This is a genomic window from candidate division KSB1 bacterium (assembly GCA_022562085.1).
GTDB lineage: Bacteria > Zhuqueibacterota > Zhuqueibacteria > Oceanimicrobiales > Oceanimicrobiaceae > Oceanimicrobium.
Window position 1 is genome coordinate 1 of sequence record JADFPY010000092.1, and the last position, 13,929, is coordinate 13,929.

General features: G+C 45.3%; 15 protein-coding genes. All 15 read right to left on the reverse strand.

From position 1 onward, the window contains the following. Positions 1 to 190, reverse strand: a 190-nt coding sequence (locus IH879_09820) for an NADH-quinone oxidoreductase subunit C (GenBank protein MCH7675233.1), incomplete at its 3' end; no start/stop codon positions are given. Further along, entirely contained in the window at positions 187 to 738 is a 552-nt protein-coding gene (gene nuoB, locus IH879_09825) for an NADH-quinone oxidoreductase subunit NuoB (GenBank protein ID MCH7675234.1), read from the reverse strand. The genes nuoB (IH879_09825) and IH879_09820, both read right to left, overlap by 4 nt. A 309-nt stretch (positions 739 to 1,047) precedes the next feature. Beyond that, positions 1,048 to 1,641, reverse strand: a complete 594-nt coding sequence (locus IH879_09830) for an NADH-quinone oxidoreductase subunit I (GenBank protein ID MCH7675235.1) — start codon at positions 1,639 to 1,641, stop codon at positions 1,048 to 1,050. A gap of 86 nt (positions 1,642 to 1,727) precedes the next feature. Then, a complete protein-coding gene (locus tag IH879_09835) occupies positions 1,728 to 2,810 on the reverse strand; it encodes an NADH-quinone oxidoreductase subunit H (GenBank protein ID MCH7675236.1) in 1,083 nt (360 codons plus the stop codon). After that, a complete protein-coding gene (locus IH879_09840) occupies positions 2,810 to 4,468 on the reverse strand; it encodes a molybdopterin-dependent oxidoreductase (protein ID MCH7675237.1) in 1,659 nt (552 codons plus the stop codon). Before IH879_09840 ends, IH879_09835 begins: the two co-directional genes overlap by 1 nt. A 15-nt stretch (positions 4,469 to 4,483) precedes the next feature. Continuing rightward, entirely contained in the window at positions 4,484 to 5,755 is a 1,272-nt protein-coding gene (gene nuoF, locus IH879_09845; protein ID MCH7675238.1) for an NADH-quinone oxidoreductase subunit NuoF, read from the reverse strand. Between the two features lie 185 nt (positions 5,756 to 5,940). Beyond that, positions 5,941 to 6,414 (reverse strand): NAD(P)H-dependent oxidoreductase subunit E, encoded by a 474-nt coding sequence (locus tag IH879_09850; GenBank protein ID MCH7675239.1) that lies wholly within the window; start codon positions 6,412 to 6,414, stop codon positions 5,941 to 5,943. After that, positions 6,411 to 8,285 carry an NADH-quinone oxidoreductase subunit D gene (locus tag IH879_09855; protein ID MCH7675240.1) on the reverse strand — a complete coding sequence of 625 codons (1,875 nt, stop codon included), beginning with the start codon at positions 8,283 to 8,285 and terminating at the stop codon, positions 6,411 to 6,413. The genes IH879_09850 and IH879_09855 overlap by 4 nt, the downstream gene beginning before the upstream one ends. Continuing rightward, positions 8,286 to 8,762 (reverse strand): NADH-quinone oxidoreductase subunit NuoB, encoded by a 477-nt coding sequence (gene nuoB, locus IH879_09860; GenBank protein ID MCH7675241.1) that lies wholly within the window; start codon positions 8,760 to 8,762, stop codon positions 8,286 to 8,288. Continuing rightward, the gene (gene ndhC / locus IH879_09865; protein MCH7675242.1) at positions 8,753 to 9,106 is read right to left on the reverse strand and encodes an NADH-quinone oxidoreductase subunit A; all 354 of its coding nucleotides are present in this window, start codon (positions 9,104 to 9,106) and stop codon (positions 8,753 to 8,755) included. The genes nuoB (IH879_09860) and ndhC overlap by 10 nt, the downstream gene beginning before the upstream one ends. Continuing rightward, complete coding sequence (locus IH879_09870) at positions 9,103 to 9,534, reverse strand: toll/interleukin-1 receptor domain-containing protein (GenBank protein MCH7675243.1); 432 nt, start codon at positions 9,532 to 9,534, stop codon at positions 9,103 to 9,105. Before IH879_09870 ends, ndhC begins: the two co-directional genes overlap by 4 nt. After that, on the reverse strand, positions 9,527 to 9,877 hold the full coding sequence (locus IH879_09875) for a toll/interleukin-1 receptor domain-containing protein (protein MCH7675244.1): 351 nt from the start codon (positions 9,875 to 9,877) through the stop codon (positions 9,527 to 9,529). Before IH879_09875 ends, IH879_09870 begins: the two co-directional genes overlap by 8 nt. Before the next feature lie 118 nt (positions 9,878 to 9,995). Next, positions 9,996 to 10,970 carry an alpha-ketoacid dehydrogenase subunit beta gene (locus IH879_09880; protein MCH7675245.1) on the reverse strand — a complete coding sequence of 325 codons (975 nt, stop codon included), beginning with the start codon at positions 10,968 to 10,970 and terminating at the stop codon, positions 9,996 to 9,998. Between the two features lie 59 nt (positions 10,971 to 11,029). Then, entirely contained in the window at positions 11,030 to 12,052 is a 1,023-nt protein-coding gene (locus IH879_09885; GenBank protein MCH7675246.1) for a thiamine pyrophosphate-dependent dehydrogenase E1 component subunit alpha, read from the reverse strand. A gap of 1 nt (position 12,053) precedes the next feature. Next, entirely contained in the window at positions 12,054 to 13,424 is a 1,371-nt protein-coding gene (locus tag IH879_09890) for an MmgE/PrpD family protein (protein MCH7675247.1), read from the reverse strand. Between the last annotated feature and the right edge of the window lie 505 nt (positions 13,425 to 13,929).

Here is a 13,929-nt window from a genome sequence, read left to right on the forward strand (position 1 = left end):
TCAAGCAGAGTCCACTCAGACACATCAGTGACGTGAAGTTCAGGCTCTGGTCTTCATTCAGGAATTTGGAAATCTCGAAAAATCGGGCAGGATTTATTTTGATAAAAGGATCAAGAGCTTCTGCGTTCAATTCAAGGATGTCATCGCCGAATTTTTCCTGAAGTTTCTGGTGGATTTGCTCGGGAGTCATACGTTCGCCCTTTCCTGAAGTTTGCGTTTGATCAAACTTTCCTTGCGAATCTTTTCCTGGATTTTGATTATACCATCGATAAGCGCTTCAGGTCTGGGTGGGCAGCCGGTGACATAAACATCAACCGGGACAATCAAATCGACTCCTTTCAGAACGTGGTAGCCGTGCTGCCAGTAAGGTCCGCCGCTGGTGGCGCAGCTCCCCATGGAAAGCACGTACTTGGGTTCCGGCATCTGGTCGTAAAGCCGCTGGATTCGCTCAGCCATTTTAATCGTGACCGTGCCGGCAACAATCATCAAATCCGTTTGCCTCGGACTCGGCCGCATGACGCCTGCGCCAAAACGGTCCAGATCGTAACGGGAAGCCGCAGTAGCCATCATTTCGATAGCACAGCATGCCAACCCGAACGTCATAGGCCACAAAGAAGAGAGTCGCGCCCAGCTGAGCACTTTATCAACAGACGTAATAAAAAGATTGTCACCGTAGTTGCCTTCTTCCAGGAATCGTTGTTCCTCGGTAATAAATGGGGGTTTTTTGACTTTGGCCATCAGGACTCTCCTTCGTTTAATTAACAGTAATGTCTTTCCAAACACATAAACAACAAAATTAAATTTTTCCACTAATCGGAATGTGCCAGACTCTGACTTTGCACATTCCAGATTCTTCGCGCTCAAAACTTTTAACGCATACAAAGAAACGACGACTTCGCGCTCAGAACGACAATTCCGAAATCGAATATACAAAAATTGTATTCTAAATTCAACCTTTATTCGAAGAGCGAAGAATGAAAAGCGAGGAGCGATATTCGAATATTTTGCGCTCGGAGTTTACCCAGAGCCAGTCGAAGGGCTTTTTCGCTACTCGCTCTTCGATTGTTTCAAATATTCCTGAGACACGATATCCCCTTCTTTAGTATATTTGACGTAGCGATCTTGCCTGGGTTCAAGATTAAGCATGGTTTCCATATCCAGGACCATGCCATTTCGGGTTAAATTCGAAATCTCCAGAATACCGGTATCCATGCGAATAGCATCTTCAGGACAGGCCTCGACGCAATAGCCGCAGAAAATGCACAAACCCAGATCGATGTCAAAACTTTTCGGCATTTTTTCAATTTGGGGATCCTCCAGTTTCTCGTCCGCGATGATGTAAATGCAGTTTGCCGGGCAGACTGTTTCACACATCATGCAAGCCACACAGCGCGGTGTGCCGTCCTCCCGTTTTGTGAGACGGTGCATCGTCCGCAAACGGGGGAAAAGCGGACGAAGGAACTCAGGATACTGAATGGTGACCGCTCCCATTGCACTTCTCCTGATTCGCAGAGCCCGCAAAATATGCAAAGTCAAATTCCGAAAGAAGTGCTTCGAAGTCAGCCAGATCCCGGCGATAATTGCCGGTAAATAAAGTTTTTCCCAGAAAGTCAGGGGTTTGTATTTATCGTGGATATTCATGGTTAGAGCAAAAACTCAGTCATTGTTTCCGCGAGGTTTAGATGAGCAATCGTCAATACAGCTATCTTTAACTCCATAAATTACTTTCATTTCATCAACACAATAACCAACCCCGTAATCAAAATATTCACCAGCGCAATCGGTAAAATATATTTCCAGCTCAACCGCATGATCTGGTCGTAGCGAAAACGCGGCAAAGTCCAGCGAATGGTCATCTGCAGCCATAAGAAGAACATGACTTTGAGGGTGAAAGTTCCTACCTGCAGAAGAGCAACGGCCAGATTTCCAAGCTGCCAAGTAGCGCCCCAGGGAAAATGAAATCCGTCAGCCATTAAATACGGCACCTGCCAGCCGCCCAAAAACAGGGTCACGGTGATGGCGGAAACCATCACCGTCTCAACAAAATCAGTGAGCATATACATGCCAAATCCCATGCCACTGTATTCTAAGAAGTAACCGATGATTTCCGACTCCCCTTCCGGCGCGTCAAAAGGCACCCGCTTGGTTACCGCAATTCCGACCGTTAAGAACAAAATAAAGCCAACGGGTTGCAGCAAAATACCCCATTTCGGCAGCCAGCCCCAGAAGGTACCTCCTTGCCAGCGCACGATTTCTTGCAGTTCTACAGTTTGATAGATCATCAAAGAGCCGATGATGGTCACGCCCAAAACAACTTCATAAGAAATCATTTGTGCCGAGGCACGCAATCCTCCGAGCAGGGCAAAATTACTTTTTGAAGCCCACGCACCCAACACCACGCCATAAACCGCCATACCCGCGACCGCAAACAAATAGAGCACGCCGATGTTCAGGGGCGCCAGTTGTAAATTAATCTCTTTTCCGCCAATGATAAGTACATCCCCAAATGGAATGACCGCGAAACCGACCAGAGCAAAAAACACCGATATCGCCGGCGCAATGGTAAAAAGAAATTTCTCGGCTGCCACCGGACGAAAGCTCTCTTTAGTAAACATTTTGACGGCATCCGCGATAGCGTGGAAAAGACCTATAAGACGTAACCCGAAAATGGAAGCACGGTTCGCGCCGATTCGGTCTTGCATCAGCGCGCTTTGCTTGCGCTCCACCCAGGTGAGAAGGCCGCCGAAGTTGAGCACAAAAAGCAAAACAAACGCTAACTTCGCCAGAACAATTCCGATTCCTTCTACCATCAGGCTACCAGCGCTCCCATTTCTTTCTCAGCACTTTCTTCGTGCCCGTCTAAAAGAATGCCATGCTCGCCGATCTTTTCGTAACTCAAACCTTTAAAAGCATCTACCTCTTCGACCAATGCGTTGAAAACGTCCTCTGGCTCAAAGTAGGGCATGGATTTACCCAGCCGCTTGGAAAGATTTCTGAAAATAATCCAGTCCGGTTTAGACTCGCCAAGAGGTTCAACGGCTTTATGAATTCTTTGCACGCGACCAGCAAAATTTGTAAACGTCCCATCTATTTCTACAAACGTCGCACTCGGCAGACAGTAATTGGCCAAATTTGAAGTTAAATTCTGGTTTGTTCCCTGAAAAATGACAAGGTCAACCTTTGACAATGCCGCTTTGACTTCCTCTTTGTTAAATCCTTTCTCCAAATCATGGTGGCAGATATACAAAGCTTTGAGCCGTTTATCCTTTGCCTCAGCAAGCATTTGCGCGACTTCAAGGCCGCTGTTGTCCATCGCCGACACCCCTAACTTCTTCGCACCTTCAGTATTGGGATTTTTATCCGCTTTCATTAAGAAATCATCTTCATAGCCCTTTTCCCGCGCTGCGACTTCAAAGTCGATGTTTTCAAGCTCCAGAGTCTCTTTAAAAAACCTTTTAGCTGCAAACAAATCCTCGTTGGTCATTTGCGGAGACAAAATTACCCCAAACGCCTCGGCTCCGTGTTTGTCGATGGTATCTTTCATTTTATTCGCTATTTCGTCGATTGCATCATTCCATGAAAGTTCCTGCCACCTGCCGCGGGTCTTTTTTTGCGGCGCAACAATTCTGGAATCGTCATCGACGTATGTAAATCCATAACGCCCTTCGTCGCACATCCACCATTGGTTGACCTCGGGATTGTACCTTGGTTTCAGGCGGGAAATACGAATACCGCCGGCTTTGTAGGGCCGTTTGTCATTATGATGCACACTTATATTACAGCCAGTGCTGCAGCCAGGACATACCGATGGGGTCTCGGTTAAATACCAGACCCGTGTTCTAAAGCGAAAATCTTTATCCGTTAAAGCGCCCACCGGACAAATATCGATGGTGTTGCCGGAATATTTATTATCCAATTCCTGACCCGGATAGGGCAGCAACTCAGCATGATCGCCGCGATTGAAAATGCCCAGCTCGAAGGTTTCAGTAATTTCATCACAAAACCGAACACAGCGCGAACAAAGAATACACCGTTCGGAGTCGAGCATGACGTTCGGTCCAATATCGAGGGCTTTCTGCTTCTTAACCTTATCCTCAAACATCTTGCTATCGTAAAGACCGTGCTGCATGTAAAAATTCTGCAGCCAGCACTCCCCTGCTTGATCGCAAACGGGGCAATCCAGCGGATGATTAATCAAAAGAAATTCCAAGACAGCTCTACGGGCCTGCAGCACTTTTTCATTATTCGTATGCACCACCATACCATCGGTCACAGGTGTATAACAAGCCACCTGCAATTTCGGCATTCTCTCGATTTCAACCAGACAAATGCGGCAAACGCCGACAATACTGAGCCCGGGATGGTAGCAGTAGCGTGGAATCTCGATGCCAAGCTGTTCCGCAGCTTGAATAACGGTGGTTCCCTTTTCGACCTCTATTTCTGTGCCGTCTATGGTTATTTTAGGCATAGTTTCCTTCCTAACCTAATGACCTTTAACATCACACTTCCCTTCCCGCACATGATACTCAAATTCCTCCCGAAACTTCTTGACATAACTTTGAATGGGCAGCGCTGCAGCATCTCCCAGCGGACAAATCGTGTTACCGATAATATTGTCCGCGATTTCTACCAGGTTATCAATATCCTCTGGTCTACCGTTGCCATCGAGTATGCGCTTGAGGACTTTCTCGGCCCAGCCGGTTCCTTCGCGGCAAGGCGTACATTGTCCGCACGATTCGTGGTGATAAAAGCGTGTGACCACATAAAGCGCCCTGACCATGCACGTCGATTCATCCATGACAATGATGCCCGCGGAACCGAGCATGGAGTCGATTGCCGCAAGGGAGTCAAAATCCATCTTGACATCGATTTCATCCGGAGTTAGGATGGGCGAAGATGACCCACCGGGCACAACTGCCTTTATTCCGTTGCCATTTTGCAGCCCGCCAGCATGCTTATAAATGATTTCGCGTAAAGGAGTCCCCATTGGTAGTTCGTAAACCCCCGGGTTTTTGACATGACCGCTGATGCTGTAAAGCCGTAGACCGCCATTCCTTTCAGAGCCAAGATTTGCAAACGAGTCTGCACCATTTTTTATTATCGTCGGCACATAGGCGAGGGTTTCCACGTTGTTGACAATGGTCGGAGAGCGAAACACCCCTTCGATTGCTGGAAACGGTGGCTTCATTCTCGGCCACCCCTTTTTACCCTCTAAAGATTCTAAAAGCGCCGTTTCTTCACCGCAAATGTAAGCGCCGGCCCCGCGATGAACGATCAAGTCCAAATCAAATTCAGAACCGAAAATCTGTTTACCGAGATAGCCTTTTTTGTATGCAGCTTCAATCTGTTCTACCAGCCTCTCCGCCTGGCGGACATACTCGCCGCGAATATAAATAAACGCCATATTCGCCCCAATGGCGTAAGAGGCAATCATGATCCCTTCGAAAAGACCGTGGGTGTAGTTATCGATTACATAGCGATCCTTAAATGTACCAGGCTCACTTTCATCAGCATTTATGACTAGATATTTGGGCTTTGGGCTGTTCTTCGGAATAAAGGACCATTTTCTGCCAGCAGGAAAACCAGCGCCGCCTAAACCGCGTAAATTCGCGTTCGAGACTTCCTTGATAATCTCTTCCGGCGTCCACTTTTTGAGGACTTTACGGATGGCTTCGTAGCCACCGTGCTTTTCATAGACATCGATGGTGTGGCTGTCTTCGATATCGAAAAATTTTGAGATGATTTTTTCTGACATGCTTATTTATAATTGATTTTAACACAAAGAGAATAAAGCGACACTGAATCGGAAGATAGTAGTCTCAAAAGTGTTGGCGTGTTTGAGTGTTAGAGCATTCGATTAAATATCCGATTAACACCTGAACACATTAACACATTAACACATTAACACGTTAACACCTCTATGTCCCTCATGCTTTGTGTTTATGAATTTTCTTTTAGTATATCGTCGATTTTCTCTTTCGTCAGGTTGCCGTAATAATCTTCGTTTAACTGCATCATGGGCGCGGTTTCACATGCAGCCAAACATTCGACCGGAGTGAAGGTATACATTAAATCATCACTAGTCTGATCAGAGCTAAGCTTTAACTTTTCCGATAAATAATCAATGATTTTCACACATCCCTTTAAATCGCAGGAAAGTCCCCGGCAAATTTGAAAATGGTACTTTCCGCGCGGTTTGGCAGCGATGAGGGTGTAAAAAGTCATCACCTCGTGCACTTTTACCGGTGGCACATCTAACAATTTGCCCACGTATTCCTCGACTTCCAGAGAGATGTGGCCAAATTCTTTTTCCGCCAAATAGAGAACGGGAAGCATGGCCGCCCTTTTCTCAGGATACTTGGCCAGTATCTTGTCGCATTCAGCTTCGGCTGTTTCAGAAAACTTTATCTTCATCGATCCAATTCTCCAGCGATCATGTTGATCGAACCAAACGCCGGAACAATGTCTGCTACCTGTGCGCCTTCAATCATTTTACTAAAGCCGGCGACAAAGGCAAAACAGGGCGGCCGACAGCGAAGCCGGTACGCCTTGTCCGTACCATCGCTGACAATATAAAATCCCAATTCGCCATTTGCTCCTTCGACAGCAAAATAAGTCTCTCCTCGCGGTGGGCGAATACCGTAGCCATCCATAATCAACATAAAGTGATTCATGAGGCCCTCAATACTGCCATAAGTTTTCTCTTTGCTGGGCAAAGTAACCCGTTTATCGGGAGCATAGACTGTATCATGATAAGGCTGGTTGCTTCCCAGGAGGGTTGGGTCGGTAACAGCAATTTGATGCAGCAAATTTTTCGTCTGTCCGAACTTGCCTAAGTCTGCCATTTTTTCTGCAGGAATTTCCTTACCCTCAAAATCGACCATAATCGCGCCTTTGGGCATTTTTTCAAACGCCTGCTCGATAATGAGGCAGCTTTGTTCCATCTCCTCCATTCTAATCAGATAGCGGTCATAGATATCGCCGTTTTTGCCGATAGGGACTTCAAAATCAATTTTGTCATAATTACTGTAAGGAAATTGCTTGCGCACATCGTAATTAACACCACACGCTCGCAGCAAAGGTCCGGTGAAACTGAACGAAATAGCGTCGTCTTTGGAGACGGCGCCTACTCCCTGCACCCGGTCGACAAAAATTCTGTTTCGAGTTAAGAGTTTGTGAACTTGCTTAATCTCGTCTCTAACTTTCTTTAATTGGTCACGCACGCGTTTTTCAAAGTTTTCAGGCAAATCGGCTTTCACGCCGCCAACCCGGACATAGGAAATTGTAATTCTCGCACCTGTGACCTCTTCGATCAGTTGGTACATCGCCTCACGTGCCTGCATAAAGTAGAAAAACGCCGTCATAGCGCCGAGTTCCATGGCCATAGCGCCGATGCAGGTTAAATGGTCGGCTATACGGGAAATTTCACTCATGATCACTCGAATGTATTTGCAGCGCTCAGTTACTTCAACATCAAGTAATTTTTCAACTGTGAGGGCATAACCGACATTATTAATCAATGGAGAAACGTAGTTCAACCGGTCTGTGTAAGGAAAAACACCATTATAGCAAATACTCTCAGAATGCTTTTCGAAGGAGCGGTGCAAGAAGCCGATTCCCACGTCGGAACCAACCACGCGTTCGCCATCAAGCTCGAGAATGATTTTGATAACACCGTGCATAGCCGGATGAGATGGCCCCATGTTCAGAAACATATGTTTAACTTTTAAGCCATCCTCTTCGGAGATATATTCTTCCATGGCCTTATTAACCAGCTCAGCCGTGGGAGTAATCGTGCCGTTTTCAGTGTACTCAGCGCCTACTAGTGGCTGCCGTTTGGTAATCGGGTAATCTTTTCGCAGTGGGTGTCCTTTGAATTCATCATACATTAACAAGCGCCGCAAGTCAGGGTGCCCTTTGAACCGTATTCCGTACATATCCCAGACTTCCCGTTCGTACCAGTCTGCTATTTCCCATAGACTTGAAACGGTTTGAATTTGCGGGCTTCTTTCATCGACAGGCGCTTTGATGCGCAGCCGGTTATTATTTTTCAATGAATATAAAGTATACACAACTTCAAACCGAGGATCGCGACCCAAGTAATCAACACCTGCTAAATCCATGAGGAGATCAAATTTCAGCTTAGAATCATCACGGAGAAACTTGCAAATATCATAAATGTCAGCTTTATCGACCACGACAATTGCGTCATCGCGATAGCTGTAGGCGTCAAAGATGGAATCGGGGAATTTCTGTTGAAGGGTTATGAAAATATTCCTGGGCATTTAATATTCTTGCTTTTGATTTTGGATTTTTTCCTGTAAAAGCATCAACCCCTGAATTACCGTTTCCGGTCGCGGAGGACACCCGGGAATGTAAACGTCCACCGGCATAATCGTGTCAATGCCGATAACAGTTGAGTAGTCGTCATAAAAGCCGCCGGTGCAGGTACAAACGCCGAAAGCAACGACATATTTCGGTTCGCACATCTGGTCGTAAACCCGCCGCAGCATGGGAGCAATCTTCTGGCTGACGGTGCCCACGCACATCAGCATGTCCGCTTGTCGCGGCGAGAATCTCGGGAAAAGAGCGCCAAACCGATCGATGTCATAATGAGCGGAGGAAACTGCCATGTACTCCATGCCGCAACAGGCTGTCACAAATGGGTACGGAAAAAGAGAATACTTTCGCGCCCAACCGATCGCTTGATCGAGCTTGGTCGTTACTAAATTATCTCCGCCAAATATACTTCTCAGTCCCATTCTAACGCTCCTTTTTTCATGATGTAAACCAACCCTAATATCAAAACGGCAATGAACAATGTCATGGAAACAAACCCAACTATGCCAATGCTTTGGAAGACCACCGCCCACGGGAAAAGAAAGACAAGTTCGATATCAAACAAAATAAATAAAATTGCCACGGTATAAAATTTTACTGAAAACTTATTCGCAACTCCTGCAACGGGTATATTCCCGCATTCGAAAATCTCGTCTTTGACGGGATTTCTCTTTTTGGGCCCGAGCCACTGGTTTAGCCCCATCATTAGGACGACAACCAGGCCCGCTCCGCCAAACATAATTAAGACTGCGATAAGTTCGTTCATTTTGACGATTCAACTGACTTTTCAAAAGGTGCCAAAATTTGATTTAATTTATCAGGTTTAACTAAGTCTTCAATATTCACAAATTGTTTCTCACTTATGCTAACAGGAATCTGGGACAATAAATCAATATTGGTACCGCTTACTACGATTGGTTTGTCCATAGCCCAGGCAGCGCCCAATTCTTGAAGTACCCACTTTGAATTAATAGTGTTTGGAGATAACATAACAAAAAAAACATCGCAGTTTGAAAGTTCGTCCTTCAGTTTTGATTGCCAGTCCTCTCCTGCACTAAGGTTTTCGGTACTAAAAACCCGTACATTTGAATGTTTAGATAAAAGGCGTTCAAGTTTATGGGCATTGGAAATATCATCTGAAGCATGGCTCAAAAAAATACGAAGAGGTTCTTGGTGTTTGCTTTTATTATTCATTCTTTCGTGACTCCTTTGCACGACCCAACAGTTGTGCAATATATTGATCAAAATTATTTATATCAATCGCTTTATATGGAGATATAACTTCGGGCATTTCATCAGGAGTAACTTTATCTATTATTGTTACTACGCGTTTCTCTAATCCCCAAGCTGCGCCTAACTCTATCAATACCCAAGGCCGATTTACAGAATATCGGCTAAGAAGCAGCAAAAACTCATCACATTTTTGAATATTAATTCGAATTGATTCTGGAATCGAATCACCTCCATCAATATCCTTCTCATCCAAAAATGTTTTAATACCCCATTCTCGACCCTTTTCTTCGATCAAATTTGACATTTGTTTAGCGACCCACCGATTCTTTGGTTGAATGGCTAATAAAAACTAAATACTGCTTGGCACTTCTGGTTTTTTTTGTCACAATGAGTTTTTAATGAAATCCTTTTTGAACAGTAAGTTAATACTCCGCCAATTCCCTTAGTGCCTTAGTAATCTTCTCTGTATTCGGCATAAAATACGCCTCAAGCGGCGGACTGTAAGGCACAGGAGTATCAATAGAAGCAACCCGCTTGACCGGGGCATCCAAATATTCAAACGCATCTTGTGTAATGCAAGCGGAGATTTCTCCGCCAATACCGCCGGTTAAGGTCGCTTCGTGAACAATCATTGCCCGATTGGTTTTCTTGACGGACTCCAGAATCATCTCTTTATCAAACGGTAAAAGAGAGCGAAGATCCAAAACTTCCACCTCAACCCCCAACTTCGTTACGTTTTCAGCAGCTTCTAAAGAAAATTGAACCATCGAGCCATAGGTAATTAGAGTGATATCCTTACCAACACGTTTAATTTCAGCTTTGCCAATCGGAATCGTGTAGTCATCATCCGGCACTTCGCCTTTCACATGCCGGTAAAGATACTTATGCTCAAAATAAAGCACCGGATTGTTATCACGAACTGCTGATTTAATCAAACCCTTTGCGTCATATGGCGTTGAAGGCGCAACCAATTTGAGCCCGGGTACATGAAAAAACCAGGCCTCCGGATTCTGCGAATGAAAGGGACCGGCATGAAGGCCGCCACCGGATGGCAAGCGAATGACCATGGGTACCGCCGCGCCCCAACGATAATGCGTTTTGGCGCCCATATTAACCAGTTGGTTCCAACCGTTGGAGATAAAATCCGCAAACTGCATTTCAGCGACGGGTCGCAGCCCCATGATCGCGGCGCCAATCGAGACGCCGACAATCGCAGTCTCTGCTAAAATGGTGTCAACGACTCTTTCTTCGCCAAACTCCTTTATAAAGCCTTTTGTGACTTTGAATGCGCCGCCGTATTCACCAATATCTTCCCCCAAACAGAAAACGCTTTCATCGCGCTGCATTTCCTCTCGGAGGCCTTTGGTGATTGCTTCGATATAAGTTATGGTGCTCATTTAATTTGAAATATAAGTGGGAATCTAAAGGAAATCAAGTTTTAACAAATTATGTTTTCTTAACTCGCATACAACCCTTCTGCCGCCTCTTTAGCCTCAGGCAATGGACTTTCTTCAGCAAACTTTTGGGCCTCATCCATTTCTTTAGCGACACTGGATTGGATATCCGTCAGTTCTTTCTTCGAAAGAACTTTTTCTTTTAATAAATATTTCTCGTAGTTGATAATCGGATCTCGCTTCTGCCAATATTCAATGATTTTTTTAGGGACATAAAAAGCATCATCGTGTTCAGCGTGTCCTTTCATGCGAAACGTTTTAGCCTCGATGAGAGTGGCCCCCCCTCCTTTTCGAGCTCTTTCAACGGCGCGTTTAGTGACTTCGTAAACCGCCAAAACATCATTGCCGTCGACAATTTCGCCGGGGATTCCATACCCTTGAGCCCGTATAACAAAATCTTCCACCAAACTTTGCTTGCTGGTGGGAGTTGAGTAAGCATATCCGTTGTTTTCCAAAATCAGAACGAAAGGCAACTTCATCACTGCTGCGAAGTTGAGTCCCTCGTGAAAATCGCCTATGCTTGCGCCACCGTCTCCTATCCATGTCAAGGCCACGTTCGGCTGCTTTTTCATTTTAAAAGCCAAAGCGGCGCCTGCGCAAACCGGTATTAAAACACCCAACATACTCACCGGCGCAAAAATATTGCGCTTTAAATCGCCGAAATGCGAGTTGCCATCTTTGCCCTGGGTCGGCCCGGTTTTTTTACCCAAATAATTTGCCAGAAATTCACGCGGCGGAACACCTCTAACCAAAATGGCTCCGGAATTTCTAATCATTGGGCCGATGACATCGCCTTCCTCCAGCGCATACGCAGATCCGACAGAGGTCGCTTCCTGCCCCCGGCTCACAAAAGCGCCGCCTTGAAATTTCCCTTGTTTATAAAGCGAGGTGACTCTATCGTCCAAAGCACGATTCAGCACCATATAATAATACAGGTCCGTAAGCTGCTTTCTTGACAACTTCGTTTTTTTAGCCTTGGGCTTTCTGTTTGTACTGCGCTTTTTTGCTTCGGCGATTTCAACCATATTAATCCACTTTCAGCAGGTTCATAAATTCACCAATGTTTTGAAATGACTCCAAGTTCCAAATGGCGTCTTTGATTTCTTTCTGCCTGTTTTCGGAAAGCAAATCAGAACTTAAACTTTTGAATTTGTTATCTAAATCCCGCTCACTCATGGGCTCTCTTGGATCCCCTTTGGGAAAGTCTAGCTGCGCCGAAAATTCCTGACCGTTTTTAAGTCGAATCTCAACTTTAGATGGCTGCTTTTTCGGAAACATCTCCTCAAATTCTTCACTGGCCTCTCCTTTTATTTTCGGAAGCACGCCTTGAATTTGTGGATCTTTAATTCTTGCGTCGGTAAATTGATCTGTTGTGATTTTTCGATCCACAATAGCAGCCGCAACACAATAAGGTAAACTGTGATCAGCGGTTTCCCGCGAAGTCGGTCGATATTTTTCAGCATCGAATAGAATGTCAACGGCACGGGCGATTGTGGTGACAGTGACTTCCTCAATATCATCAACTTTTATATCATTCTCAGTGACAACTTTTATGGTAGCGGAAATGTGTGTGTGGGTTAGCGCTTCGGTTGGGAAGGCTTTCATTGAACATTCCAGAATTTTGAAGCTCACCCCCAAACCGCTTATCAACTTCTCTGTGTCCCAGTCCGGGCCGAGGGTTTGCATGAGTCCTTCTTTGCCTTCAAAAATCTGCTCTGTACCGGAGAATCCTTGTTGAGCCATGAGTGCCGCCATGACGCCGCTTTGCGCTGCCAATGGATCGACGGTGTTTTTCATCATCGTTAATTTGCCGGCGGTGACTGCGCCCAGAGTCAAATTGTGCGACCCGGAAATTCCGATGGCATTGACCATTTGATCTTCATTTAGGCCAAGTAAATAACCGGCGACAATTGGCGAGACAAACTGCGTCAACGTGGCATGGTGCCATTTGCGCTCGCGAATTCCCGGCACGGCAAATTCACACAAGCGGCACTCGAATTCATAAGCCAGAACAATCGCCGTGATCACATCTTTGGTGTTTTTATTCTCTCTCTCTCCCATTGCCAGGGCTGCCGGTATAATATCGCTTGGATGGCTCGGGTCTTGCTTCCAGTAAATATCGTTGAAGTCCAGAGCACGAAACATCAAGCTATTGAGCAAAGTCGCATTGTAAGCGGGAATTTTTTTTCCACTGCCGACGACAGTTGCCTCGGCTTTTCCACCCATGTCGGAGTAAATGTTTTTTACAATTTCGACATCATGAGTTGAATAGCCGCCATAGGCGCAGCCGATTGAGTCGTAAAGATAGCGCTTGACTTCATGCACCACATTCGAGGGCAGATCTTCATATTTTAGTCCTAAAGAAAATCTTGAGATTTGTCTTGAGAGTGAATCCATATTTTTCCCGGTATGGTAGGTCAGAAATGTCTCCACGACTTTCTGACATGCTCCAAAGTCTAATATAAGTCAATTAGTAACTGACAAGTAATTTTCTGCTATACTCGATAAAAGCATTCGAGCACAAGCTTTTTGGTAGAATTTGAAATCACACCTATCAAATCCCAAATAACAAGAAATTTCCAAAATCCAATTTTCAAACAAAATCACTGAAAGTTATGGTTTTATTGGACATTGGGATTTGGTATTTGAGTTTTATCCCCGACTAAACTTGTCCCCGAATTCTTTAATCGGGGAACATTCGGGGACAAGCTTGTAATTTGTAGTTCGTTTTTTTGAGATTTCCGGCTTGCCCCGTTGGATCTGTATCCCACGGGGCTTGTCCGGATTAGGAAATTCACTTTTTTCTGCAAAGGAAGGCCCGACTCCCAAATGGAACCGGGCTTTTCATTCTTGGCGCTAATTAAATAAATTTCAAACATCTTAGAAACAAAATTGTGAATCA